This window comes from Achromobacter piechaudii NBRC 102461, assembly GCF_001571245.1.
In the GTDB taxonomy this organism is placed as follows: Bacteria; Pseudomonadota; Gammaproteobacteria; order Burkholderiales; family Burkholderiaceae_B; genus Achromobacter; species Achromobacter piechaudii.
Window position 1 is genome coordinate 96,904 of the sequence record NZ_BCTK01000008.1, and the last position, 25,616, is coordinate 122,519.

Sequence of the window (25,616 nt, forward strand, 5' to 3'; positions counted from 1 at the left end):
CCGATCGATCGGCGCCCGGACTCGTCTGGCGGCCGCGCCCCCTACTCCGCCTTGATCCCGCCGCGCTGGATCACGTTCGTCCACTTGGCGACATCGTCGCGGATGCGCTGCGCGAATTCCGCTGGCGTGCTGCCTACGGGTTGAAAGCCCAGCCCCGCCAGCTTGTCGCGCAGCGCGCCGTTGTGCACGGAGTCGGCCAGCGTCGTGGACAGGCGCTCGATGATGGGTTGCGGTACGCCAGCGGGCGCGACCAGACCGAACAGCGGCGAGATGTCCACGCCCGGCAAGCCGGCCTGCGCGAACGTGGGCACGTCGGGAAGCTGGCTGACGCGCTGGGCGCTGGTGACTGCCAGGGCTCTCAGGCGTCCGCCCTTGATGTGTTCCAGCAGGGTCGGCACGGTGGCGAAGGCGAACTGCACCTGGCCGCCCAGCAGGTCGGTGATGACGGTGCCGCCGCCCCGATACGGTACGTGCAGCACGTCCACGCCAGCCTGCTGGCGCAGTTGTTCGCCAGCCAGATGCGGCCCGCTGCCCACGCCGGCCGACCCGAACGACAGCGTGCCGGGCGATGCCTTGGCCAGCGCCACGAACGAGGCGAGGTCCGTGGCCTTGACGGAGGGATGCACGACCATGACGAACGGCGCGGTCGCCATCAACGAGATCGGCGCGAAGTCCTTGATGGCGTCGTAGGGCTGGCGCTCGCCGAGCAAGGCGGGATTGATCGTGAACGCGGAGTCCACCATGCCGATCGTGTAGCCGTCCGGCGCGGACACCGCCAGCGCGCGCGTGCCGATCGTGGTGCCGCCCCCGCCCCGGTTCTCGACGACAAAGGGTTGCCCCAGCGCCTCGGCGTACACCTGACCCGCCATGCGGCCCAGCGTGTCGGTGGCCGCGCCCGGTGGGTACGGGATGTACAGTCGCACGGGCTTGTCGGGATACTGCGCGGCACGTGCCGAAAATGTCCACGGCAAAAGGGACGCGCCCACTGCCATGGCCGTGCCGTTGATCAGGAACGCTCTGCGCGATGCATGCATGTCTTAGTCTCCAGGTTTATTTTTCAGGCGGCCTCTTGGGGGCCTCTTCAGGGCTCGCGTTGCGTTGCGGTCAGGCGCTGTAGCGGCCTGCGGCCATTTCCGCTTCCGGATCCGCGCCCAGGCCGGGCGCGTCCGGCACATGTACCCAACCATTAGCGATGGGCACGCTGCACCCGTAGGGCACGCGGGCGAGTTCGACGTACAGGCGTTCCAGCGATACCTCTGCCTGCTGCGCGGCAATCAGGTGCAGGCTGGCCAGGAAGCCCGGCCCGAAGAACGCTACCTGCGGCGCGCAGATGACGGACGATCCCGCGCATTTTTGTGCGACGCGCCACGCGCCGGTCAGGCCCAGCTTGATGACGCTGGGCTGCACGTACTGCGCGGCCTCGTTGTCCACCACGCGTTCCAGGTCGGTGACGCTGCTGGCGTTCTCGCCCACGGCCAACGCAATGCCGCAAGCGCGTTTCAGGCGAGCCACCGCGCGGTCGTCCTCGGGCGGCCAGAGCGGCTCTTCGATCCAGAACGGATCATGCGGACGCATCGCATCGATGGCGGCCTCGGCCTCATCGGGCAGCCAGGCGCAATTCGTGTCCACCATGATCGGCACGCCGGGGCCCGTGCTGCGGCGCACGGCCGCCAGCGCGTCGGCGGTGCGTTCGTGCAGCTTGATCTCTGTATAGCCCTCGTTCAGTGCCCGCGTCGTGACGGCGTCCAGACGTTCGGCGTTGCCGTAGTACTGAAGCAGCGACGCATACACACGCACGCGGTCGCGGCGCTTGCCGCCCAGCAACTGGTGCAAGGGCACGCCGGCGCGCTTGGCCCGCAGATCCCACAACGCGATGTCCAGGCCGGCAAGCGCATGCACCACGGGACCGGAGCGCCCCAGGTTGTGCAGCGTGCGCTGCATGCCGGGCAGCAAGGTGTCGTCATCCGCGTCGCGGCCACAGGCCAACGGCGCGATCAGGGTCTCGAAAATGGCGGTCAGGGCGCGGGGCTCCACGCAATACGATTCGCCCCAGGCCACCGCGCCGTCCTGCGTCTGTACGCGCACGAGCGCGCTGTCCAGCTTGTCGCGTGGCCGGCCGGCGAACAGCGGCGACGGACTCCAGTGATGGAACGGCAGGCGCAGGGGGATGCAGGTGACAGAGACGATGGTGTTGGCGGGCATGATGCAGGGGCGATAGCGGAGAGAGACAGGAAGCGATGGGGCTATTCTGGCCGGCCCATCTTCATATGGTCAAATAGATGAATTGACTATTTCCATATGAAATTCATATGTTTAATCGCCGTGAACTCCTGCTGCTGCGCGCCATGTACCGGCATGACACCGTCACCGCCGCGGCCGCCTCGGTCAACATGACGCAGCCCGCCGCCAGCGCACTGCTGCGCGACATGGAGATCCGCCTGGGGTTTGCGCTGTTCAGCCGCGAGAATCGGCGGCTGCATCTCACCAGCCAGGGGCGCGCGCTGATCCCCGAAGTGTTGAACGCGCTGGCCGGTATCGAAGCCGTCGACAGGCTGGCCGTCGACATCCGGCAAGGCGCGCTGGCTCGGCTGGACGTGGCCGCCGTCGCAATCGCGGCGTCCAGCCTGCTGCCCCCGGCCATGGCGCGCATGCGGCAGGCGCACCCTGCCGTGGCGGTGACCGTCCGGGCGGGCACAGCGTTGGAGATCATTGAAATGGCGGTCGATCATCGCATCGACCTGGGCATCATCATCGGTTCGCCGCCAGACATCGACCGCGTCGGCAGCCTGCGGCTCGCCCCCTTGGGGCTGCACGCGGTCATGCGGAAAGATCACCCTTGGGCGCAGCGCGAATCGTTAACGCTGGAAGAGGCTGCCGCCGCCGGTCCGATCGTGCTGGCGCCCGCCCTGCCCGCTGGCCGCGCGACGCGCCAGGCGCTGGAGGCGCGAGGACTGCCCTATCGCCCCATCATCGAGGTGGCGCAATCATCGACCGCCTGCGCGCTGGCGGCGCAAGGGCTGGGCGTGGCCATCGTTGAAAGCCTGGGCGCGCATTACGCGGAACGCCTGGGTTTGGCCACGCGCCCTCTGATTTCATTGGAGGACCCGGTGCTGGCGGTGGTGTGGTCGCGCGACCGCGCCATGAGCGCGCCGGCGCGCTTGCTTCAGGAGGGATTGGCGGACGAGGCGCGCACGTGGCTGTCGCCGACAGAGAGCGCCGGGACCGAGCAACGCGGATAAAACGCGCCGCCCCTTTCCGGGCAATCGGAGTCAGCCGGTGGATGACTGGCTCCGCCCGTGCAGTCCCCTACCCCTGATGTCCGCCCGCTACGTACATCACTTGCCCGGTGATGTACGACGCCTCGGGCGCGGCCATGAAGCAGATGGCGGCGGCCACTTCGTCCATGCTGCCCATGCGGTGCATGGGCGTGGTCGCCAGGCAGTCGGTGTACATCTCGCGTTGCCAGACCTGATCCTGTTCCGAGGCGGGCTCGGTGTTGCGCGGGATGGCGCGCACGCCGTTGTCCAGCGCGCCGGGCGACACGCAATTGACGCGCACCCCGCTCTCGGCCAGTTCCAGCGCCATGCACACGGTGGCCGCGTGCACGCCGCCCTTGGACGCGGAATACGGCACGCGATAGATGCCGCGCGTAGCGTTGGACCCCACGTTGACGATCGCGCCGCGTCCTTGCCGGCGCATCACCGGGATGACTTCACGGCAGGACCAGAGCGTGGGCCAGAGCGAGCGGTTCACCTCGCGCTGCATCTCGTCGGGCGTGTATTCCCAGAACGGTTTCATCCAGATCGTGCCGCCCACGTTGTGGACCGACACGTCGATGCGGCCATGGGTGTCCAGCGTGTACTCGACCATGGAGCGCGCGCCCTCATGCGTTTCCAGATCGGCGCTGATGAAGGACGCGCAGCCGCCTTCCTCGCGGATCTCCCGCGCCACGGCCGCGCCCAGGTCGGCGGCCCGGTCCACCAGGACCACGCTTGCGCCCTCGGCCGCAAGCCGCCTGGCGGTGGCGCGCCCGACGCCTTGCGCAGCCCCGGTGACCAAGGCAATGTGATTGTCGAAGCGATTCATGAGATGGCTTGCCTTCAATGTGCGCGCGACAGGTCGCCAGGCGCGGGGCGCGACGACGGGGTGTCAACGACCAGCACGGCCAGCAATGCGCCGGCCAGCGGGACGGCAAGCGCCATGAAGAATCCCGACGGGCCGAACCAGCCCAGGAAGCTTCCACCGATGGCCGACCCGATGATGGCGCCGGCGCGGCCGACGCCGATGGACCAGCCCGTCGCCGTGGCGCGCAAGGCCGTCGGATAGGCGCCCACCACCAGATAATTCAACGCCAGCTGCTGGCCACCGATGCCCAGGCCCGCCGCGCCGATCAAGATGAACACCAGCGTCCAGTCCGTGCCCGCGTAACCCAGGCCCAAGGACACGGCGATCCCCAACGCGAACATCGCCATCAGCAGCGAACGCGTCGGCACGCGCGGCATCAGATAGGACAACGGGATGGCGCAGACGATGAACACGAGGTTCACGGTGAAGGTGCCCATGGGCGCCTGGTCGGCGGGCAGCCCCGCGGCCTTGAGCACGGTGGGCAACCACGAGAGCAGCATGAACCAGGCGACCCAGTTGAGCAGGTAGATCGACCAGATCGCAATGGTCTTGCGCGCGTAGCCTTTGGCGAACAAGGCTTTGACGCTGGCGCGGATCGTCGCGTCTTCCGGCACGGTGAAGCGCGTGCCGGCCATCAGCGGCTGGCCCGAGATCTTGCCAAGTATGCGCGCCACGTAGCCCTGGCCCGCGGCATCTCCACGCATGGCCTTGAATTGCAGGGACTCGGGCAGCAGTGCGAACAGCGCCACCAACAACAACAAGGGCGCAACGCCGCCCACGATGAAGATGCCTTCCCATCCGATCACGGGCAGCATGCGCGCGGCCAGCAGGCCGCCCAGCATCGCGCCGGCCGGCAAGCCCAGCAGCACGCCGGTGATGACCATGCCGCGCAAGCGGGCCGGGGCGTACTCGGACGCCAGCGCCAGCACGATGGGCGTGCAGCCGCCCATGCCCAGGCCGGCAATGAAGCGCAGCGCCAGGATCTGCCAGGTTTCGGTGGCGCCCGCCGTCATCAGCGTGGCCAGGCCGAACACGGCCACGCCCATCAGCGCGGCGGGCCGCCGGCCGATGCGGTCACCCACCAGACCCAGCAGCATGGCGCCCACGGTCATGCCGACGATGCCCGCCGTGAGGATGGGCGCCAGTTCGCCCGACTGGAGCTTGAAGGCAACCAGGATGGCCGGGCCGGTGAAAGCCATGGCCTGCGTATCGAAGCCATCGAACAAGGCAATCAGAAAACACAGGATCAGGACGCGCCACTGGAAGGCGCTCATCCGATGCTTATCGATCAGACTGGGTATGGAAAGCGTTGCTGACATTGAGAGTCCCCTCGTGATTTCGCTTGATGCGTTATTGGTATGTGGTCAGAACGGCCTCGCGCAGCGCGGCGCGAGGCCATGGGCTTTTACGCCTCGGCGCTGGCGCGCAGGCGGTTGACGAGCTGATTGTCTTTACCTTGCACAAGGTGGGTCAGTGCAAAGTTGAATTCGATTTCCTTGTAGGAATCGGCTTTCAGGCCCAGCTTGTCGCCGCCGGTCTTGTCGACCACCGGGGGGATCAGGCCCTCGCGCGTGGCATAGGCGAAGTCATCCCAGATAAGCGGGTCGCCTTCGATATTGAATTGCGTGGTCAGCTTGCGATGCTGGTCGGCGCTGACGAAAAAGTGCACGTGCGCAGGTCGATTACCGTGTCGGCCCATGGCGTCCAGCAGTTGCTGGGTTGCGCCTTGCGGCGGACAGCCGTAGCCCACCGGCATCAGCGTGCGGAATTCGTATTCGCCGTTCGGGCCCGTCTTGACCGCGCCGCGCAAGTTGAAATCGGTCTGCGCGCCGGTGGGATCGAAATGCGAATAGAAGCCCTTGGAGTTGGCGTGCCAGCATTCCACCACGGCGTTGGCCAGCGGCGCGCCGTGGGTGTCGGTGACCACGCCCCGTATCACCAGCGGGCCGGCATCCGCATCCGGGTCGATGTCGATGCGCGACATGCCGTCGCGCTGCGGCGCGCCGGCCACATACAGCGGGCCCTCGATGGTGCGGGGCGTGCCGCCGTCCAGGCCGGCGCGCTTGTCCGCTTCGTCCATGCGGATGTCCAGGTACTTCTCCAGGCCCAGCCCGGCCGCCAGCAACGCGGCTTCGCCGTCGCGGCCCAGCTTGTTCAGGTAGTTCACGCCGGCCCACACTTCATCGGGCGTGATGTCCAGATCGTCGATTGCCCTGAACAGATCGCTCAACAGGCGATGCACGATCTGCTTGACGCGCGTGGCGCCCTCGCCGCCTTGCACGTTGCTGGCGGCCGTCAGCAGGTCCTGGACTTCCTTGCTGTTGAATATGTTGAGGCTCATGGTTGTCGTCTCCGTTTGGTTTATTGCTGTATGCGGCTAGCGTGTCCGCGATCAATGCCGTTTTTCAGTCAACGCTTTTCAGTCAACGTTTGTCAGTCAACGTTTGTCAGTCACCTTGATCAGCCCGTCGCGCGTAAAGCGCTTGACGCGGGCTTCGTCCAACTCGATACCCAGGCCCGGGCCGACGGGCACCGTCAGTCCGAAGTCGCTGTAGTCCAGCGGCTGCGTCAGGATTTCTTCCGTGATGAGCAAGGGGCCGAACAGTTCCGTGCCCCACTGCAACTGCGCGAAGGTAGTGAACAGGTGCGCGGCCGCGATGGTGCTGACAGCGCCTTCCAGCATCGTGCCGCCGTACAGCTCAATGCCGGCTGCATCGGCAATCGCGGCGACGCGCTGGGCGGCGAAGAGGCCGCCGTTCTGCTCGATCTTGATGGCGAATACGTCCGCGCCGTGCTCGCTTGCGATGGCAAAGGCGCTCTCGGGGCCTTGCAGCACTTCGTCGGCCATCAGGGCGACGGGAAAGCGCCGCATCAAACGCGCCAGGGCAGCCGCGCTGGCCACGGGCTGCTCGACCAGTTCGCACCCGGCATCCGCCAGCGAGGGAACGGCCCAGGAGGCCTGCGCCTCGCTCCAGGCCATGTTGACGTCCACCCGTACCTCGGCCCGGTCGCCCAGCGCGCTTTTGATATCGGCCACGTGCTGGATGTCGGCGCGAGGATCCCGCGCGCCGATCTTCAGCTTGAAGATGCGGTGGCGCCGCGTGGCCAGCATCTGTTCGGCTTCGGCAATGTCGCGCGCGGTGTCGCCCGAGGCCAGCGTCCACGCAACCGGCAGCCGGTCGCGGCGGCGGCCGCCCAACAGTTCGCTGACGGGCACGCCCAGGCGCTTGCCCTGCGCGTCCAGCAAGGCCGTTTCCAGCGCGCTCTTGGCGAAGTGGTTCAGTTTGACGAGCTTGCCCAGATGCGCCATCAGGGCCTGGATACGGGTTGCGTCCTGGCCGATCATGGCGGGCGCGAAGTAGGCGTCGATGGCCAGCTTCATCGCCTCGGGGCTTTCCGGTCCATACGCCATGCCGGCGATGGTGGTGCCCTCACCGATGCCCACGACGCCATCGCTGCAAAACACCCTGACCAGCATCAGCGTCTGGCCGTGCATGGTGGCGACGGACAGCTTGTGCGGCCGTATGGTCGGAAGATCAACGAGGGAAGTTTCGATGCGTTCGATAATTGCTGCGGGCATATTGGGCACGGATAGATTGAGGGTCGGGATGAGGATTTATAGGGCCGATGACATTTTTGCGTCCAATACTTTGGGTGTCCGTATTAATACTTCACCGATATAAATTGACAAATCCCCTCTGCTACAGGCCTGGCACCCCAGGGCTCCGTACCGCTGGCATTCGGGTTTACGAGCAAGCCAAAACAGCAGAATTTGAGGCCTCGGGCGAAGCTCGACGGCGCGGTATCTCATACCTTCCAGATATGCAAAGCCGCCCAATCTTGCCGGCAGCCGCAAAACCCCTGATGCGGATCCAGTTAATAATGCGGGTCCTCGAAACCAAGATAGAGAGACCCTGCGATATGAGTCAGAACACACCTAGCCTGTGGCATCGACTGCGGCGCCCGCTTGCGGCCATGCTTTTGGGGTTGTTGCCTTTCTGGCTATTCATGGGCTCCACGCAGCAGACCTTGGTGAACGGCAAACTGGTGCAGGATTCCAGCTTCAACATCCTGGGCCTGATCCTGGCCATTGCTGGCCTGGTCATGGCGGCGAAGATGCTGAAGAAGGACGGTTCCTATGGCGAGCCGCCGCGCTGGTGGGCGCGCACCGTGCTGTGCGTCGCGGCCGTGTTGCTGTGTGTGTTCCAGATCGGGCAATCCGCCGGGCTCTACTACTTCAACGTGGGCCAGTCGATTGAACAGTTGCAGGCGCGCCTGTTCGGTCCGAGCGAACCGCGCGCGCAGTCGCTGGCAAGCGAGTTAGACAAGGAATCGCTGGCACGCGCCGAACAACGCGCAGCCACCGTCAGCCAGGTGCTGCTGCGCGATGACATCGCGACGTCGCTCGCCCGCATCCACGCCAACGCCACGCTCTACAACCTGTACGCGGAAAAGTGCAACAACCCCGGCAAGCGATTCGTGCTGGACGCCGTCCCCGTATTGCTGACCGAGCAAGACCGTACCTACGTTTCCAAAGCGCAGACCTTGGCCGCACGCAACGCCGCCGACCGGTTCGATTGCGAAAGCGCGCAGATGCGGGACTTCATGACCCGCTGGCTGGCCGACGACGTGCTGCGTGACCGCGCCAACCTGGCCGCGCAGACGGCCGCCTACGCCAAGCGCTTTGGCGACAAGCCGGCTGGCGCGGGCGACGACGCGCTGACCACGACCGGCTTGGGCGTGTGGCTGGGCGACACGCTGGCTGACGTGCAGGCCGCGTTCAAGACCAGCAGCACGCCGGTGCCGGTGGGCCAGTCGGGCAACACGAAACTTGAGCTGGCCGACCGTGGCATCGAGCTGATGTTCAACCCTGTCGGCAGGGTCAACGCCATCGTCGTGCGCGCGCCGTTCACGGGCAGCATCGTCGGCCTGAAGATCGGCGACAGCCGCCGCACGGTCAATCGCCTGCTGGGCGAAAGCTGGATCGACGTGCGCCTGCCCTATGACAACGCCGCGGCCGACTACGAGATCCGCTTCCGCAAGAAGATGCCTGGCACCTCGTCGCAATGGCTGGACCGTCGCAACGGCAATCCGCAGACCGCGCTGGTGCTGCAAGGCGCCAGCTACGCCAGCCAGATCGATGAAATCAGGCTGATCACGCCGCGCGCGCCGGGTTGAACGCGCGCGGCCCCGGCCTGGTACGGGCAACAACGAAAAAAGGCGCAACGACAGCGCCCGATAAGGAGACACGATGGAAGACAAATCGTACCGGGCACGCCTGGTTCCGGAACTGATGGTCCGGGACCTGGCGCGCAGCCGGAAATTCTGGATCGACCTATGCGGGTTCGAAATCGTCTATCAGCGTGAAGAGGAAGGCTTTGTCTTTCTCGACCGCGAAGGCGCGCAGTTCATGCTGGAAGAGATCCGTGGCGACGACGGCTGGATCACCGCGCCGCTGGAAGCGCCCTTGGGCCGTGGCGTGAATTTCGAGATCAAGGCGAAGTCCGTCGACGCGTTGTACGAACGTCTGCAGGATGCCGCGTGGCCGATGTACCGCACGATGCAGCAACGCTGGTATCGCAGCGGCGACATCGAGATCGGCGTCCGGCAATTCCTGGTGCAAGACCCGGACGGCTATCTGTTGCGCTTTTCCGCCTGGACGGGCGACCGCCCCGCCTGACGCGCGGGGCGTCGCCCCGCTGCCTTACTGCGGCGCCTTTGCCACGGGCTGCGCCGCCTTGGCGGACGAGGCGGGCGTGATGCGCCAGATCGTATTGGACAGATCATCGGCCACGATCAGCGCGCCCCTGGGATCAACGGTCACACCCACCGGCCGGCCGCGCGTCGTGCCATCGCTATCGCGAAAGCCCGCGACAAAATCGACGGGCGGCCCGGCCGGGCGTCCGTCTCGAAACGGCACGAAGACCACCTTGTAGCCAACCGGATCTTCACGATTCCAACTGCCGTGTTCGCCCACGAACGCGCCGTTGGCGAACTTCGGGCCCATGGCCTCGGACGAAAAATCGACGCCAAGCGCCGCCACGTGCGAACCCAGCGCGTAATCCGGCTTGATCGCGGACGCGACTTTTTCCGGATCCTGCGGCCGCACGCGATCATCGACGTTCTGCCCCCAGTAGCTGTACGGCCAGCCGTAGAACGCGCCTTCCTGAACGGCGGTGAGATAGTCGGGAACCAGGTCGGGGCCGATCTCATCGCGTTCGTTCACCACCGCCCAGAGCTGCCCCGTGTCGGGCTGGATGGTCAGCGCGGTGGGGTTGCGCAAGCCGGTCGCGTAAGCCTTGTGTTCGCCGGTACGGGTATTGATCCGCCAGACGCGAGCGCGGTCGACTTCCACGTCCATGCCGCGTTCCGTGATGTTGCTGTTCGAACCGATACCCACGAACAGGTATTGGCCATCGTCGCTGGCGGCCAGGGACTTGGTCCAGTGGTGATTGATTTCCGATGGCAGAGGCAAGACGGTCTTGGGCGGGCCGCTCGCCTTGGTCTGCCCCGGCTGGTAATCGAACTGCACGACGGCGTCCTGGTTGGCAACATAAAGCGTGTTGCCAACCAAGGCCAGACCGTAAGGCGCATTCAGGTTTTCCGCGAATGTCGAGGCTTCGTATTTGCCGTCGCCATCGGGATCGCGCAGCAACGTCAGGCGGTCGCCGCCCTTGACCGGGCTGGTGCCCTTGGCCTTGATGATGCCGGCGATCACGTCCTTGGGTTTGAGCTTCGGCGCGTTGCCGCCCCTGCCCTCGGCAACCAGGATGTCACCATTGGGCAGTACCAGCGTCTGACGCGGGATCTTCAAGTCCTTGGCGATGGCGGTGATCGTGTAGCCGTCGGGCACGGTCGGCGTCTTGTCGCCCCACTCGCTGGGTTTGGCGATGACCATATCGGGCAGCAGCCCCTGTTGCGGCTTGGGCAGATCCGGCGTGGGGCCGACTTGAGTGGCGCCCGATTGTGCCAACGCGACGCCACCCACGGCAGCCAGCGCAATGGCGGCAAGCGATTTAGCGGCTGTCATTGAGCCTCCCTGATCGTGGCGACCCTGACTCTGGCCACCCGGACACGCGGCGTGCGAAAACCTAACCAGACGGCCACGAAGGCCAGCAACACGACGGCCACCGACAGAATCAGGCCGATGGGCATGCTGGCCCAGGCGTCCCGGGCATGGATGAGCGCATCGAAAATGCCGACGACCCACGTCGCCAGCACGATGAGGAAATACGGAACGATTCCGCGCGCGCGCTGGGTCGGCCTGAAGAGATCGATAAACGCGAAGAACAACGCGACCCCTCCAAACACCAGGCCGCCGATCAGCAGCCAGGACGCGAAATTATTCCACTGGATGTGAAAAGACTGCGCATAGGCCGCGTCGGCCAGGGCTGCGCCTAGGAACCAGGGCAGCATCCCGGCCAGGAATACCGCTGGCACTGGATGCACGGTCAGGGCATACCGATGTTCGATGAGTTGGGTCACGGTGGATCGCCTTGTGAATTGCGGATGCGCGCGGGAAGACTCGTCCGTGCGCAGCAATTGCCGTGCCCGCCGCAAAACAACAAAGCCCGATATCGAATCGGGCTTTGTTCAATGCGCGTGCCGCGCGGGCAGCTCCAAGGCGCTCCGGGGAGTCTGCCCGGGCGTATCACCGCAGCAGGATCGTGCTTAGTTGCTGTTGATCCAGTCCTGCGTGTCCTGGATGAACCAGGGCAGATTCAGCTTTTCGCCTTCGCCGGACTGAATGGTCAGGCGCTGGTCGGACGAGCCCTGCGCGCCCTGCGTCGTGGAGGTCGACGTCGACGAGCGGCTGCGATAGTCCATGTCGGTCGAACGCGGAGGAGATGTATTTGCGCACGCGGCAATCGACGCGCACGCGACCACGGCAAGAACAGGCCGCAGTGCTAGACGAAAAATCTTCATGATGATCAAGGTTCCTGCTGGCGGCACGGGCCAAAGCGCCGGGCTATCGAGGCCGGGTAGCGTAGTTGGAGATGGGTTGTTGGGTTCGTTGCTGGGTTCGGTAGGTGCATTGTCATCGGCTGACTGCCCAATACCTTACTCGCATTGCCGATCCCGCGCAGCGGCCAGTGCCAACGATGGCCCGCGCCCTTTGCTATCATTTCCCGCTTCCCTCGCCCCCATCACACCCATGCAGCCATTTGCTTACGAAGGCCTGGTGTTCCGCGCATTCCAGGATAGCGACGCCGACGAATTCGCCAGCGCGGCGCGAGAATCAGTCGATACCGTCGGTCGATGGATGCCGTGGTGCACGGCCGAGTTCTCTGCGGCGAACGCGCTTGACTGGTTCCAGCAATGCCGCAACAGCCGCCATGCCCAGTCTGGCTACGAATTCGGCGTGTTCTCGGAAGACTCAGGATTGCTGCTGGGCGGTGCGGGCCTGAATGCGATCAACCACCAAAACCTGTTCTGCAATCTTGGCTATTGGGTCAGGCAGTCCGCCCAACGTCGCCAGGTGGCGCTGCGCACGGTGCAGGCGCTGGCGCCCTACGCCTTCGATACCTTGGGCATGCAACGGGTCGAGATCGTGATCGCCACGGGCAATACGGCCAGCCAGGCAGTCGCGCGCAGGGTCGGTGCGCAGTACGAATGCACCGCGCGGAATCGATTGCAGTTGCATGGCGGGCCGGTCGCGGCGGAGATTTATTCCCTGATTCCATAGCTGGGATTGGGGGATCCACATGGTGAGTCAGTACGAGCGTGCCGCGCACGCAATCGACGGTTAGTCGATCAGGCACCTGACTCCCGCCCTCACCTGCCCGGCTTTGATCGCTTCGCGAACCTCGCGTCTGCGCCAAACGCATCGTCGGTGCTGCCGCGCACTTTTGCGGCCTCGGTGACGGGGCCTACCGACCAAGGCGCGGCGCCTGTTGCCGGGGCGGAAGGCGGCGGCAGGATCGCCGCGATTCCGGCCGCCGAACGATAAGCCTGCAAGGGCAGCAAGCCCTGAATCGTGCCCAGATCGTTGGCGGCATCGGCGCGCGCCTGCTGCGCGGTGCGCTCGCGCCGCACCGCCTGGCTTGCCGCCACGCCATCCGCGTCCAACCGCGCCTGCTGATCGTGATACGCCCGGATGGCGTTCCTCAAACAATGTGCCGTGTACTGGTCCCTCAGCGTGTCCAGGGGTGCGACGCCGCTTCCAGGCCGTTCCACATGCCGGGTCGCGTCAGCCTCGGCCGGTCGCAGCGCAGCGTGCATGCGCGCGAACGACGCGGGAGCCACCCGCGTCGCGCGTGCCTGAGCCCGCAAGCGCTCGGTGCGGTAAGGGTCCTGAACATCATCGATACGGGCGTGGCCAATCGGGCCGACTGCGCGAGCATTCATGACGGTTCCTTGTGCAGCAATGCCGAATCAGCGTGCACGGCAATGAATGGGGCGGAAGCCGTGGCGATCACCAGGCCGACGTGTTCAGGTTGCGGCGCTTGGCGCGCAACCATAGAAACTGCGCCGTCGACCCCAACACGAAAACCGCAAGCCACGCGGCCAGCACACCGCGCACCAATGGCGATTGCGGTCCATCGGCAAGCGGATGCGAGACCGGCAGGCGCGTCAGCGTCTCGGCAATTCCCGGCACCCACATCAGGAAAAAGCTGAATGAAAATCCCAGTTGGGTGACATAGGGATGCGCGCGGGGCAGCCACGCCATGCGCGGCGCAAGCAGAGCGACCGACACGGCCAGCAACGCCAGGATGCCCAACGCATGCCCGGCATTGAAGCCGCCATGGCTGGACAAGCCGAACGAGGTCAGCACCGCGATCAGCAGCCCGCCCACATAGAGTTTGCCGACGCGGGTGGCGGGATCTATCCCCGATAGCGCGCAAGGCTGTACAGGCCCACGGCGGCGGGAATGAGACTGATGAGGGTATGCGCTGCCCCCAAGGCGGAAATCGGATGTGGCATGGATACGAACTCCTGAATAAACAACCGACTAGTTGGTCGGCTATACGGTCAAAAAAAAGCGCGCTATTGATCGAGCGCGCGGCGGCGGTCAGGCCGACTCAGTCAATTGTTTGATGGCTGCGTGTGAAATCGATGCAAACACCTTTGGATCGCCGAATGCGCGCGCGGTCAGCATTGCGCCGTGCACCATCGACATGAAGGCTTGCGCCTCGGCCTCGACCTTGTCGCGCAGACGGAACTGCCCCTTGGCCACACCGCTTTCAAGCACCGAGGCGATCCAGGCAGCAAGCTCGCCGAAATAGGCGCGCACGTCGTTCGCAATCGCTGGCGGAATCATGGGCGCTTCGGCAGCCAGCATCGCGCATATGCACATGGGCATCGTGCCTTCGCGTATGCACTTGGCCCAGTAATCCGCGTAGGCCATCAAGCGCGCTTTCGGGTCTTCAACGTGCTGGTCCAGCGCGGCAAGGCCGGCGCGCGCCTGTTGACGATGCAAGGCGACCACGGCCAGAACCAGGTCTTCCTTGGTGGGGAAATGATGATGGATGCTGGGCTTGCCGATATGAACCCGTTCGGACACATCGGCGTAGCTGAACCCGTGATATCCCCCGGCCGCAAGCAGCAAGCGGGTGTGTTCGACGATCTCAAGCGCTCTGGGTGAAAGGTCCAAACTCATGGAAATCCAACGTGGGGTGTTCAGGGTGCGAGGCTTGCCCGGCCCGCGCGTCGGGGCGTGGACGAGGCTTCGCGTGGAAACCAATCTACTAGTTGGTCGGTTGATTGTCAACATCGCGCGCAGGGGCTGCGTGGATTCCGAAGATGATGCTCCGCTTGTCCGATGCGCCGGCCCTTGCCCGCGCGGCTTAGGCTACAGTGCCGTTGCGGCGCTCTGCCCACCGCTCGCGCGCAGTCCCGCAGCCGCCCCTGGCGGCGCATCGAATCCTGGAGAAATACCGCAGTGAATGACACCCGCATACCCGATCCTGACAGCTCCGAAGACCGCAAGGAGCAGGAGCCCAGGCTTTGGCGTGATGACGGCTGGACCGCCCGCATCATCAAGAACGAGGAAGACGACGGCTGGGCCGTGGAGATGACCCTGGACGGGCAGTCCGAGCCGGCCCTGGTGGGCCCCTGGACCATGGGCCGTGACAAAAAGAACCCCAAGCCGCTGGACTCGCCCGCCTTCATCACCCTGGTCAAGACCGCCAACGAAGTCCTGCGCCGCCACGAACAACAGTTGCACGCCACGCTGCACAAGAGCGTGAAGATCGACGCCGCCGCTGGCCGCCTGACCGTCAAGCTGGACATCGTTCCCGATGAAGACGAACCCTATGCGGTATTGAGCGCCTACGACGAATCCGGCGAACAACTGGCCCAAGTCAACGTGGCGCCCACCTACAAGCTGACGGTGCAGCGCGCCTCGGAATGGGCCAGCGGCGGTTTTGGCAGGCAGGGCTGACGCGCCTGGGCTGACCGATCAAGCGGCTGCAAAGGCGTGACCTTGGGGTCGCGCTTTTTGCACAAGCCGCTGGCCGAACGCGGCAGGCATTCACTAAGATCGAATCCGAACGCGTACGGTCTGGCCGGCAAGCCGGCTTGATCCCACCCAGTCCCAGGAGAATGTCGATGCCCAAATTCATAGCGATAGGATATGGCGACCAGGCAGGCTATGACCGCACCGCCGCCGCCATCCGCGACGCCGCGCATGCGCACGATGCGCAATTGCAGAAAGACGGCGTATTGATGGGCGTCGCGGGCACGCCGGTGCAGGTGCGCAACACCGACGCCGCCGGCGTCCAGACCACGCAAGGCCCCTACCTGCAATCGTCCTTGCCCGTGGCCGGCTTCTCGGTCATCGAGGCCACCGACCTGGACGAGGCTATCGCCCTCGTGTCGCGCACGCCTTGCGCCGTCGCGCATGGCGTGGTGGAAGTCTGGCCGCTGGAACAACGCTAGTCCCCAGCGACACGCCCGCCGCGAACGCGGCCCTCTGGCCCATGGCGAAAGGAGTATCCTACGCCGCTTCGTACCAGCCAGATTCACACACGTATGCGCGGCAATCCCGACGCCAGACAAGGCGCCATCGCGTTGCACGGATTCTATTTCCTGTACTACGGTTTGCAGGGCGTCAGCATCCCGTTTCTTCCGCTGTGGCTCGCCAGCCGCGGCCTGGATTCCGCGACGATCGGCTTGATCGTCGCCACCTCCTTCCTTCCCAAGATCCTGTCCACGCCGGTCGTCGCGCACGTGGCCGACCAGACCGGCCGCGCGCATGCCTTGATTGCGTCGGCGCTGGCCGCTTCGCTGTTGCTGTTCGTGTGCTACCCGTTCCTGCACGGGCCGGGCTGGCTGCTGGGCGTCACGCTGGTGCTGAACGCGGTATTCCCGGCGGTGCTGCCGCTGATGGACCGCATGGCAATCGCCAGCGGCCGCGCGCAGGGCAATTCCTACACCATCATGCGCGCCTGCGGCTCGCTCGGCTTTGCCACGGTGACGCTGGCGGGCGGCTATCTCATCAAGACCTTCGACACCAATTGGGTGATGTGGCTGTCCATCCTGCTGATCGTTGCGTGCCTGGCTTGCGTGCGGCTGTTGCCCCAGGCCGCCCAGGCCCCGGCCGCCTCGTCGCCTGCCCAGCAGGATGCGTCGACGCCCCGCGCGCGCCTGCCCATGCTGGAGGTCGTGCGCGACCGGCCGCTCTTGATGTGCATCGGCGCGGCCTCGCTGGTGCAGGCCAGCAACGGCTTCCTGTATTCGTATTCCACGCTGTACTGGACGGCCAGCGGCCTGTCGACCGCCCTGATTTCGATGCTGTGGGTGGTGGGCGTGGGCAGCGAAGTGCTGTTCTTCTTCCTCGCGCCCAGGATCCTCGCGCGCACCGGTGCGCAGTGGCTGATCCTGGCATCGGCCGTGATGACGGCGATCCGCTGGGCGGGCCTGTCCGTCACGACCGACCCAGCCCTGATGGCCGCGCTGCAACTGCTGCAATGCTTCACGCTGGCCGGCAACAACGCGGCCATCATGTGGTACATCACGCGCCACGTGCCCGCCGCCTGCAAGACATCGGCGATCGCGCTGTACGCGCTGCTCTCGGGCGGGGTGTTCATGTTCGCCAGCATCCAACTGGGCGGCGCGCTGTACCGCAGCTATGCGCCGGGCGGATTCATGGTCATGGCGGCGTGCGCGGCGGGTGCGATTCCGCTGGTGGCGTTGGCGGAGCGGTTGCGGCGCGGCATGAAAACCGGGCGGGCATGAAAAAGCCCCTTGCGGGGCTCAGGTCCAACGGACTCACGGGATTTCAGCAGCAGCCGATGCGTTTCTTGCCGCCGTAGCGCGCGTCCTGGCGTTCGCGGAAGAAGGCTTCGTAGCTCATCGGTTCCTGGTCGGGGTGGGTACGGCGCATGTGTTCGACATACGTTTCGTAATCCGGCACCCCCACCATCAACCGCAGCGTCTGCCCCAGGTAGCGGCCGGCGGCGCCGGCCGCCGATGTCATATTGCTGAACAGCATGCGGCGCCTCCGGTGGCGATCAGTCGGCGCCGGCGGCGGCCGGCAGCGCTTCGTAGGGCGTCTCGCGCGAGGTCGGCTTGTTCTCGGCGCGGGCGCGCTGCACCGACTTCACGCCAAAGATCACGATGCTGACCACCACGAACATGAAGATCGCGCACAAGCCGGCGTTGATGTAGTCGTTGAGGACCACGCGCGACATTTCCTTCAGGGAATGCGCGGGCGCAAGCACCTTGCCTTCGGCGATGGCGGTGTTGTACTTGTTGGCGTGGGCCAGGAAGCTCACGCGCGGGTCGGCGTCGAACAGCTTCTGCCAGCCAGCGGTCAAGGTGCATGCCAACAGCCACAGCGTAGGCAGGATCGTGACCCAGGCGTAGCGGTCGCGCTTCATCTTGAACAGCACCACCGTGCCCAGCGTCAACGCAATCGCGGCCAGCATCTGGTTGGCGATGCCGAACAGCGGCCACAAGGTGTTGATGCCGCCCAGCGGATCGACCACGCCCTGATACAGGAAGTAGCCCCAGGCCGCCACGCACAGCGCGGTGGCGATCAGGTTGGCGGGCAGCGAATCCGTGCGCTTGAGCGACGGGGCGAAGGTGCCCAGCAGGTCTTGCAGCATGAAGCGGCCGGCGCGCGTACCCGCGTCCACGGCGGTCAGGATGAACAGCGCTTCGAACAAAATGGCGAAGTGGTACCAGAAGGCCATCATGCCCGGGCCGCCAATGGCCTGATGCAGGATGTGCGCCATGCCCACGGCCAGCGTGGGCGCGCCGCCCGCGCGCGAAATGATCGTGCTTTCGCCGACGTCCTTGGCGGTCTGGATCAGATCTTGCGGGGTCACCACGAAGCCCCAGCTGGAGACCACCTGGGCCACTTGATCCGGCGTGGTGCCGATGACGGCGGCCGGGCTGTTCATGGCGTAGTAGATGCCCGGCTCGATCACGCAGGCGGCCACCAGGGCCATGATGGCCACGAACGATTCCATCAGCATGCCGCCGTAACCGATGTAGCGGGCCTGCATTTCGTTTTCGATCAGCTTGGGCGTGGTGCCCGAGGCGATCAGCGCATGAAAGCCCGACACCGCGCCGCAGGCGATGGTGATGAACAGGAACGGGAACAGGTTGCCCGACCACACCGGGCCGGTGCCATCGACGAACTGCGTCAGCGCGGGCATCTTCAGTTCAGGGGCGACGACCACGATGCCGATCGCCAGGCCCAGGATGGTGCCGATCTTCAGGAAGGTAGACAGGTAGTCGCGCGGGGCCAGCAGCAGCCACACAGGCAGCACGGCGGCGATGAAGCCGTAGACGATCAGGATCCACGTCAGGCCCTTGCCGTCGAAGTCGAACATGGGGCCGAGCACGGGATGCGCGGCCACGTCCTGGCCGAAGGTGATGGCGGCCATCAGGCCCACGAAGCCGATGATCGACACTTCGCCGATCTTGCCCGGGCGGATGTAGCGCAGGTACACGCCCATGAAGAGCGCGATGGGAATGGTGGCGGCCACCGTGAACGTGCCCCACGGCGAATGCGTCAACGCCTTGACCACGATCAGCGCCAGCACGGCCAGGATGATCACCATGATCATGAACGCGCCGAACAGCGCGATCACGCCCGGGATCCTGCCCAGCTCGGACTTGACCAGGTCGCCCAGCGAGCGGCCGTCGCGGCGGGTCGAGATGAACAGGATGGTGAAGTCCTGCACGGCGCCGGCGAAGACCACGCCGGCCAGGATCCACAGCATGCCCGGCAGATAGCCCATCTGCGCGGCCAGCACCGGCCCGACCAGCGGACCCGCGCCGGCGATGGCGGCGAAGTGGTGGCCGAACAGCACGTGCTTGTTGGTGGGCACGTAGTCCAGGCCGTCATTGTGCTTCCAGGCCGGCGTCATGCGCGAGCCGTCCAGCTGGAACACGTTCTTCGCGATGAAACGGCTGTAATAGCGGTACGCGATCAGGTAGACGCAAACGGCGGCGATCACCACCCAAAGCGCGTTGATGGTCTCTCCTCGGGCCAGCGCCACGGTGCCCAGCGCAAACGCGCCCAGTACCGCGACCGCCAGCCAGACCAGGTGCTGACCCAGTCCCTTACTGATGGTATGCATAGATGCTCCTCGTGCCTCCCGCCATGCTTGTGGCGTGAAACGTCTCGTCGTCTCGCGGAAGGCAGACTCATTGTTGTGGGGTGGCGGGCGCGCATGGCGTCCGCTCTGCGTCCTGCTGGACGCGGGCGCTAGTATTTCTTTTTGCCTTGCCCGCAACAAGCGCGGAACTACGCAAATCGGGTACGTATTACTACGCAATGCGCCGCAACATAAAATGGCGGGATTGCCCGAATCCTCGCCTTGAATCAACCGCTTCCGTCTGACCCCTCTTATGTGGCGACGCAGCAAATACCACTTAGAACTATCCCCATGAAGCTGCGCCTGAAGATCCTGCTGCTTGCCGCGGTGCCCTTGCTGGTGGCCCTGGCCGCCATCGCGGTCGCCGTCTACGTGCAGGGCTTGCAGTTGGCCCAGCGCGAAAAGCAGCTGGTGGAAAGCGCCTGGCTGGCCAGCAAGGAAAGCGAGCTGCGCCACTACGTCAGCCTGGCCTACAGCGCGGTTGCGCCGTTGCAGGCGGCGGGCGATGACGAAGCCACCCGGCAGAAGGCGCTGGACCTGCTGGCGCAGATGGAATTCGGCCACGACGGTTATTTCTTCGTCTACGACCTGAATGGCAAGAACCTGATGCATCCGCGCCAGCCCGAGCTGGTCGGGCAGGACCTCTGGAATCTGCGCGATACGCGCGGCCAGAGCGTCATCCAGAACCTGCTGACGGCGGCGCGCCGGGGCGGCCAGCAAGGCGAAGTGGTGCATTACCTGTGGGAAAAGCCGTCCACGCACCAAGCCGTTGAAAAGCTGGGCTATGTGGTGGTGCTGGACCGTTGGGGCTGGATGCTGGGCACCGGCATCTATCTGGACGACGTAGAACAGGCGCTGGTACGCATCGACGCGGCGGCGCAGGCCAATATCCGCAGCATGTTCGCGTGGGTGGCCGGCATCGCGGCGGTGGCCATCCTGGGCGTGGCCGCTTGCGGGCTGGCGCTGAACATCAGCGACCATCGCCAATCCGACGCCAAGCTGCGGCTGATGGCCCAGCAGGTGGTGCGCTCGCAGGAAGACGAACGGGCGCGCCTGTCGCGCGAACTGCACGACGGCATCAGCCAGGTGCTGGTGTCCATCAAGCTGTCCTTGGAGGCCGCGCGCGAGCGATTGCGGCAGTCTCCCCCCGCCGACCCGGCCGCCCTGGCCCATATCGACAAGCCGCTGGGCGGCGCGCTGGACCGCCTGAACACCGCCGTGGGCGAGGTGCGCCGCATTTCGCACAACCTGCGTCCCACGCTGCTGGACGACCTGGGCCTGCCGGCCGCGCTGGAGCATCTGGGCCGCGAATTCGCCATCCCCAGCACGGACGGCGCACCCCCGCTGGCAGTGCAGCTGGCGACGACCGGCCGCCCAGTCAAGCTGCCGGACGCCTATGCAACGGCGCTGTTTCGCGTGACGCAGGAAGCGTTGACCAACGTCATCCGCCACGCCCATGCCACGCGCGCCGACATGACGCTGGCCTATACCGCGCACGACCTGCGCCTGACCATTACCGACGACGGACGCGGTTTCGATTATGCGCAGGTCCAGGAAGACCCCCGGCGCGGGATCGGCCTGCGCAATATGCGCGAACGCATGAGCGCGCTGTCCGGCAACCTGAGTTTCCATTCCAGCCAGCAAGGCACGACCTTGCAGGCCTGGCTGCCCCTGCCCCAAGGCGCAGCCTCCATCCCGACGAGCCCCGCATGAATCCGAACCCCGACGCCATCCGACTTCTGCTGGTCGACGACCATCCGCTGGTGCGCGACGGCCTGCGCCTGCGGCTGGAAACCGTGCCGCGCCTGCACGTGGTGGGCGAGGCCGGCAACGCCGCCGCCGCGCTGGCGTTCCTGGCCGCAAGCCTGGCCGACGCGCCGGATGGCGCCACCCTGCCCCATCTGGTGCTGATGGACCTGAACATGCCGGGCGGCGGCGGCCTGGAGCTGACGGCGCAACTGCACGAACGCTATCCGCAGATCGCCGTGCTGGTGCTGACGATGCACAACAACCCCGAATACATGGTGCAGGCCGTGAAGGCCGGCGCGCGCGGCTATCTGCTCAAGGATGAACCCGCCGAGGAAATCGTGACGGCCATCAGCGCGGTCATGGAGGGCCGCAGCTATTTCAGCGCGTCCGTCGCGCTGCGGCTGTCGCAGGCCAGCGCCCCGGCCACGCTGCTCACGCAGCGCGAACGCGACGTGCTGCGCCACATCGCCAGCGGCCAGGCCAACAAGCAGATCGCCCACGCGCTGGGCCTGTCGGTGCGCACGGTAGAAACGCACCGGCTCAATATCAAGCGCAAGCTGGGTATCGACGGGCAGGCCGAGCTGATCAAGTACGCGGTCGAGAACCGGGGCGTATGAAGCCGCCCGCCCGGACGTACGCCAGGACACAGCTCCAGGGCGGGTTTGCACATGTTTGCCGGCGCGCGCTGCGGTAGACTTGCCTGCATTCCCGCGTCGCCGACGCGGCACGTCACAACGCCAACACGAATGCGTTGCCCCAGGAGTCCCCCATGTCATTGGAAAAGAACTACACCGCCATACTCGAAGCGCTAGGGGAAGACCCAAGCCGCGAAGGGCTGGCCGATACGCCCGCCCGCGCGGCCAAGGCCATGCGCCATCTGTGCCGAGGCTATGCGCAGAACCTGGACGAAATCGTGAACGGCGCGCTGTTCACGTCCGACACGCGCGAAATCGTCCTGGTCAAGAACATCGAACTGTATTCGCTGTGCGAGCATCACATGCTGCCCTTCATCGGCAAGGCGCACGTGGCGTATCTGCCGGCCGGCAAGGTGCTGGGCCTGTCCAAGGTGGCACGCATCGTGGAAATGTATGCGCGCCGCCTGCAAATCCAGGAAAACCTCAGCCGCCAGGTGGCCGAAGCCGTGCAGAAAGTCACGGGCGCGGCCGGCGTGGCCGTGGTGATCGAGGCGCAGCACATGTGCATGATGATGCGCGGCGTGGAAAAACAGAATTCGTCCATGGTCACGTCGGTGATGCTGGGCGAATTTCACGACAATCCTTCCACGCGCGCCGAGTTCCTCAGCCTGATCCGCTGATCGTTCTCCGCGCCAGGACGGGCGCTGCGGCCAATCAGGCCGCAGCGCCCGTTTTCATTTGGCTTTGAATCCGCAAAGATAGGCCCGTCAGCGGCCCTTGCTTGGCCGAATGATCCTCCGCCATTCGCGCCTGCCGCCCCCTTTGCTTGTCCTTTTGCGCCATGCCGTCGCCACGCGATCGCAAAGCGCTTTCGAAGGGCTCCATCACCTTCGATTGAAACGCGCCAAATCCCCGTTGCAAGCCCGCGTTATCGAGCGAACGGACAGCGCGCGCGCACCCTACATTGGAGTCATTCGCAGCCCCCTCACAATCATTACGCTGCGAGTCACGGCCCAGCCTGCGGAGTCCGCCACAGCCTCCAAACGCGAACGTCGTGAGATATCAAGTTGTTGTTCGAAGTTGCAGTCGTCGCAGCAATAACGATGCCGCCGTCTTCCCCCCCCCGATCTGGCGCATCGTTAGCAGCAGCTTTACCCCGGCCGGCCTGCCGGCCGGGGCATTTTTAAGACTCTTCCAATTCACAAGAGCGTTATTAGCCGTCAGCATGACGGGTCGCCTGGCACGCACGCTTCATCGCGTTAAACGCGTCGCCAGTCCGTGTGCACAAGACCGTCAATTTGCAGGTTGCGCCATGCGCGGCCCGCAAGCGAGCGGCGTCCTTTCGATGCAGTAACCCATGAAAGTCCTCGTAATCGACAATGACAAGACCTCGGCGGAAGCACTGAGCCATACGCTTGCCGAGCAAGGCCAGATCGTCCACATTGCCACCGACGGAGTAAGCGGCCTTCGCATCGCCAAAACCTTTCCCTATGACCTGATCCTGCTTGATGTGCAGTTGCCCGTGATGGACGGTTTCACCGTGCTGCGGGAACTGCGCAAGGAAAGCAACGTGCCGGTCCTCATCGTCTCCGCGCGCGACGAACTGCAAGCCCGCGTGCAAGGCTTGAGCGAAGGCGCGGACGACTACCTGGGCAAGCCCTTCGCCACCTGCGAGCTCGTCGCACGCATGAAGGCCATCAGCCGACGCTCTTCCACCAGCGACGACAGCGGCGCGCAACACGTGCTGCGCGTGGGCGATCTTGAACTTCAGCTCTTGAGCCGCAAGGCATTGCGCGAAGGTCAGCGCATCCGGCTGACCGCGATTGAATTCGCGCTGCTTGAACGGTTGATGCGCAAACATGGCGAAGTGCAGTCGCGCATGAATCTCGCCGCGCACGTCTGGGGCATCAACTTCGATCGCGGCACCAACGCCATCGACGTGGCCGTGCGCCGCTTGCGCATGAAAATGGATGACCCCTTCGGCTCGCGTCTGCTGCACACCGTATGGGGTCTGGGTTACGTCATGGAGCAGCGCGACCCGCCGTACTGACGCGCATGGCGCGTCAGTACGGCGCGCCACTACATCATCATCGCGCCGCGCTCCTCACGGACCGCGGCGCGCGGCCGAAGATAACGGCCCTTGCCCGGTTCGCCCTGCACCTGGCTACCGTCATACACCAGCTCACCGCGACGCCACGTGCCAAACACATGCACGGTATACGGGCGCCCGTAAGCCTCGGGTTGCGAGGCCGAACGCCCCGGCGCCAGCACAACGAAGTCCGCATCCTTGCCCAGATCGAAAGAGCCCTTGCGGTCATCCAGCAAGAAATGCTCGGCGGGCTTTTGCGACAGCAGGCGCACCACCAGCGACGGCGACAGCCCGCGCGATTCGCAACCGGACCACAGCGCCGGCAAGAGCAGGTCAGGCCCGTAGTCCACGGTGGGCGCGGACCCGTCGCCCGCCTCGTCGCCGCGCGCCTGATAGCCGGTCGACACGAAGGTGCTCATGTCGTGCGCCAATCGCCGCCACAAGGCGTCGACCTCGACGCTGGGCCGCAGCAGCGGGTAGTCTTGGGCCGATCCGCCAAACTGCTGGATGGCGTCTTCGGTGCTCATCACCAGGCTGCGCAAGCTGGTCTCGATGGTGACCCAGTGCCCCGCCTGGCGGTAGCGCGCGCACATCGCATAGCCTTGTTCCGACCACACATCCGCGGCCTGCATGCGCACGCCCGCCGCCGCGCCCACGCGGCACAGCAGGCGCGTGGTCAAGCCTTCGATCAGCGGCAGGTTGGCGCGGGCCAGCACTTCCCTGCCCGGCCTGCCGGCATCCAGCAGCCGGCGCGCGTTGCGGCTGGCGGTCAGCCGCGCGTGGTTGTGCATGCTGCACGCCAGGCCGAAACGGGCGATGCCCTGGAAGGCTTGCAGCAGATCGCTTTCGCGCTGGGCGAAGCGATGGCGTTCGTCTTCGAAGGTAGGGATGGAAAATGCGCACACGCCGCCGCTGGCCAGCGCATCGGCTTCGTCCAGGCCGTGTTGGGCGTTGACCGTGCCGGCCACCGCCACGTCCACGTGTGCCTCGCGTCCGATACGCGCGACCATCGCATCCAGCTGCGCGCGGTTTGCGACGACCTCGGCATGTTCGTAAGGCATGTCCACCAGCGTGGTCACGCCACCGGCCGCCGCCGCGCGCGAGGCCCGGCGTATGCCGCAACCGTCCGCCCAGCCGCCGATGTACGTGCGGCTGTCGACGGCGCCCGGTAAGACCCACAGCCCGCGTGCGTCTACCTGATCGCGGGCGGCCGGAGGGCTGTGGCTGCCCATCGCCGCGATCCTGCCGTCCACGATCCCCAACCAACCGTCCTCGAGAATGCTATCGGCGTTGACCAGCGAACCGCGTATCACCATGTCGAAATCGCTCATTGTCTTCTTCTTGTCGTGAGGGCACGCGGCCGACCGGCTGCCCGGCTTTGCGCGCGTGCGTAGCGTTGATCGGCCGCTGACCATTCCCCACGGAAGCAGGCCAACGGGTACTGCCGGGCAGGCGCCGGATCCT

At 65.5% G+C, this 25,616-nt stretch carries 25 protein-coding genes and 1 pseudogene; 11 read left to right on the forward strand and 15 right to left on the reverse strand.

Annotation, left to right across the window (positions count from 1 at the left end):
- Positions 1-41: 41 nt before the first annotated feature.
- Together API01S_RS20225 and API01S_RS20230 are read right to left on the reverse strand one after the other, a co-directional pair.
- Positions 42-1,034: a Bug family tripartite tricarboxylate transporter substrate binding protein gene (locus tag API01S_RS20225; RefSeq protein WP_061305990.1), complete on the reverse strand. Its 993-nt coding sequence runs from the start codon at positions 1,032-1,034 to the stop codon at positions 42-44.
- A gap of 70 nt (positions 1,035-1,104) precedes the next feature.
- Complete coding sequence (locus API01S_RS20230) at positions 1,105-2,202, reverse strand: mandelate racemase/muconate lactonizing enzyme family protein (protein ID WP_061305991.1); 1,098 nt, start codon at positions 2,200-2,202, stop codon at positions 1,105-1,107.
- A gap of 107 nt (positions 2,203-2,309) precedes the next feature.
- On the opposite strand from API01S_RS20230, the gene API01S_RS20235 reads away from it, so the two are divergent.
- Positions 2,310-3,239 (forward strand): LysR family transcriptional regulator, encoded by a 930-nt coding sequence (locus tag API01S_RS20235; RefSeq protein WP_061305992.1) that lies wholly within the window; start codon positions 2,310-2,312, stop codon positions 3,237-3,239.
- Positions 3,240-3,306: 67 nt separating this feature from the next.
- Here the strand turns inward: API01S_RS20235 and API01S_RS20240 are convergent, their stop codons facing one another.
- The 4 genes from API01S_RS20240 to API01S_RS20255 form a co-directional block, all read right to left on the reverse strand.
- Positions 3,307-4,086, reverse strand: coding sequence for a 1,6-dihydroxycyclohexa-2,4-diene-1-carboxylate dehydrogenase (locus API01S_RS20240; RefSeq protein WP_006219214.1), 780 nt, complete (start codon positions 4,084-4,086; stop codon positions 3,307-3,309).
- A 14-nt stretch (positions 4,087-4,100) separates the two neighbouring features.
- On the reverse strand, positions 4,101-5,444 hold the full coding sequence (locus API01S_RS20245) for an MFS transporter (RefSeq protein WP_434647482.1): 1,344 nt from the start codon (positions 5,442-5,444) through the stop codon (positions 4,101-4,103).
- An 86-nt stretch (positions 5,445-5,530) separates the two neighbouring features.
- The gene (gene catA / locus API01S_RS20250) at positions 5,531-6,466 is read right to left on the reverse strand and encodes a catechol 1,2-dioxygenase (protein WP_061305993.1); all 936 of its coding nucleotides are present in this window, start codon (positions 6,464-6,466) and stop codon (positions 5,531-5,533) included.
- A 96-nt stretch (positions 6,467-6,562) separates the two neighbouring features.
- Entirely contained in the window at positions 6,563-7,705 is a 1,143-nt protein-coding gene (locus tag API01S_RS20255) for a muconate/chloromuconate family cycloisomerase (RefSeq protein ID WP_061305994.1), read from the reverse strand.
- 428 nt (positions 7,706-8,133) lie between these two features.
- On the opposite strand from API01S_RS20255, the gene API01S_RS20260 reads away from it, so the two are divergent.
- Both API01S_RS20260 and API01S_RS20265 read left to right on the forward strand, forming a co-directional pair.
- Positions 8,134-9,303, forward strand: coding sequence for a hypothetical protein (locus API01S_RS20260; protein WP_156487144.1), 1,170 nt, complete (start codon positions 8,134-8,136; stop codon positions 9,301-9,303).
- 73 nt (positions 9,304-9,376) lie between these two features.
- On the forward strand, positions 9,377-9,805 hold the full coding sequence (locus API01S_RS20265; protein ID WP_061305996.1) for a bleomycin resistance protein: 429 nt from the start codon (positions 9,377-9,379) through the stop codon (positions 9,803-9,805).
- 24 nt (positions 9,806-9,829) lie between these two features.
- Here API01S_RS20265 and API01S_RS20270 read toward each other — a convergent pair whose 3' ends face one another.
- From API01S_RS20270 to API01S_RS20280, 3 genes are all read right to left on the reverse strand, one after another.
- Complete coding sequence (locus API01S_RS20270) at positions 9,830-11,155, reverse strand: PQQ-dependent sugar dehydrogenase (RefSeq protein WP_061305997.1); 1,326 nt, start codon at positions 11,153-11,155, stop codon at positions 9,830-9,832.
- The gene (locus tag API01S_RS20275) at positions 11,152-11,610 is read right to left on the reverse strand and encodes a DUF2231 domain-containing protein (RefSeq protein ID WP_061305998.1); all 459 of its coding nucleotides are present in this window, start codon (positions 11,608-11,610) and stop codon (positions 11,152-11,154) included. The genes API01S_RS20270 and API01S_RS20275 overlap by 4 nt, the downstream gene beginning before the upstream one ends.
- 186 nt (positions 11,611-11,796) lie before the next feature.
- Positions 11,797-12,051, reverse strand: a complete 255-nt coding sequence (locus tag API01S_RS20280; protein WP_006219206.1) for a hypothetical protein — start codon at positions 12,049-12,051, stop codon at positions 11,797-11,799.
- A gap of 229 nt (positions 12,052-12,280) precedes the next feature.
- Between API01S_RS20280 and API01S_RS20285 the strand changes: the two genes are divergently transcribed.
- Entirely contained in the window at positions 12,281-12,811 is a 531-nt protein-coding gene (locus API01S_RS20285; RefSeq protein WP_061305999.1) for a GNAT family N-acetyltransferase, read from the forward strand.
- Positions 12,812-12,900: 89 nt separating this feature from the next.
- On the opposite strand, the gene API01S_RS20290 is transcribed toward API01S_RS20285, so the two are convergent.
- From API01S_RS20290 to API01S_RS20300, 3 genes and pseudogenes are all read right to left on the reverse strand, one after another.
- Positions 12,901-13,473 carry a hypothetical protein gene (locus API01S_RS20290; protein WP_061306000.1) on the reverse strand — a complete coding sequence of 191 codons (573 nt, stop codon included), beginning with the start codon at positions 13,471-13,473 and terminating at the stop codon, positions 12,901-12,903.
- Between the two features lie 67 nt (positions 13,474-13,540).
- Positions 13,541-14,049: pseudogene (locus API01S_RS20295) on the reverse strand (hypothetical protein).
- Positions 14,050-14,137: 88 nt separating this feature from the next.
- On the reverse strand, positions 14,138-14,725 hold the full coding sequence (locus API01S_RS20300) for a TetR/AcrR family transcriptional regulator (RefSeq protein WP_061306001.1): 588 nt from the start codon (positions 14,723-14,725) through the stop codon (positions 14,138-14,140).
- A gap of 282 nt (positions 14,726-15,007) precedes the next feature.
- Between API01S_RS20300 and API01S_RS20305 the strand changes: the two genes are divergently transcribed.
- The 3 genes from API01S_RS20305 (at position 15,008) to API01S_RS20315 (ending at position 17,304) form a co-directional block, all read left to right on the forward strand.
- Positions 15,008-15,508, forward strand: a complete 501-nt coding sequence (locus tag API01S_RS20305; RefSeq protein WP_006219201.1) for a hypothetical protein — start codon at positions 15,008-15,010, stop codon at positions 15,506-15,508.
- Between the two features lie 167 nt (positions 15,509-15,675).
- Positions 15,676-16,005: a YciI family protein gene (locus tag API01S_RS20310; RefSeq protein ID WP_061306002.1), complete on the forward strand. Its 330-nt coding sequence runs from the start codon at positions 15,676-15,678 to the stop codon at positions 16,003-16,005.
- A 93-nt stretch (positions 16,006-16,098) separates the two neighbouring features.
- Positions 16,099-17,304 carry an MFS transporter gene (locus tag API01S_RS20315; protein WP_061306003.1) on the forward strand — a complete coding sequence of 402 codons (1,206 nt, stop codon included), beginning with the start codon at positions 16,099-16,101 and terminating at the stop codon, positions 17,302-17,304.
- Positions 17,305-17,347: 43 nt separating this feature from the next.
- Here the strand turns inward: API01S_RS20315 and API01S_RS20320 are convergent, their stop codons facing one another.
- Both API01S_RS20320 and API01S_RS20325 read right to left on the reverse strand, forming a co-directional pair.
- Positions 17,348-17,560 (reverse strand): YbdD/YjiX family protein, encoded by a 213-nt coding sequence (locus tag API01S_RS20320; protein ID WP_006219198.1) that lies wholly within the window; start codon positions 17,558-17,560, stop codon positions 17,348-17,350.
- A gap of 19 nt (positions 17,561-17,579) precedes the next feature.
- Positions 17,580-19,661 carry a carbon starvation CstA family protein gene (locus API01S_RS20325; protein ID WP_061306004.1) on the reverse strand — a complete coding sequence of 694 codons (2,082 nt, stop codon included), beginning with the start codon at positions 19,659-19,661 and terminating at the stop codon, positions 17,580-17,582.
- 309 nt (positions 19,662-19,970) lie between these two features.
- On the opposite strand from API01S_RS20325, the gene API01S_RS20330 reads away from it, so the two are divergent.
- From API01S_RS20330 to API01S_RS20345, 4 genes are all read left to right on the forward strand, one after another.
- A complete protein-coding gene (locus API01S_RS20330) occupies positions 19,971-21,392 on the forward strand; it encodes a cache domain-containing protein (protein WP_006219195.1) in 1,422 nt (473 codons plus the stop codon).
- The gene (locus API01S_RS20335) at positions 21,389-22,045 is read left to right on the forward strand and encodes a response regulator (RefSeq protein WP_061306005.1); all 657 of its coding nucleotides are present in this window, start codon (positions 21,389-21,391) and stop codon (positions 22,043-22,045) included. The genes API01S_RS20330 and API01S_RS20335 overlap by 4 nt, the downstream gene beginning before the upstream one ends.
- A 152-nt stretch (positions 22,046-22,197) precedes the next feature.
- Positions 22,198-22,743 carry a GTP cyclohydrolase I FolE gene (gene folE, locus API01S_RS20340; RefSeq protein WP_006219193.1) on the forward strand — a complete coding sequence of 182 codons (546 nt, stop codon included), beginning with the start codon at positions 22,198-22,200 and terminating at the stop codon, positions 22,741-22,743.
- Between the two features lie 677 nt (positions 22,744-23,420).
- Positions 23,421-24,113, forward strand: coding sequence for a response regulator (locus API01S_RS20345; protein WP_006219191.1), 693 nt, complete (start codon positions 23,421-23,423; stop codon positions 24,111-24,113).
- A 29-nt stretch (positions 24,114-24,142) separates the two neighbouring features.
- Here API01S_RS20345 and API01S_RS20350 read toward each other — a convergent pair whose 3' ends face one another.
- Positions 24,143-25,483, reverse strand: a complete 1,341-nt coding sequence (locus tag API01S_RS20350; RefSeq protein ID WP_061306006.1) for an amidohydrolase family protein — start codon at positions 25,481-25,483, stop codon at positions 24,143-24,145.
- Positions 25,484-25,616 lie beyond the last annotated feature (133 nt).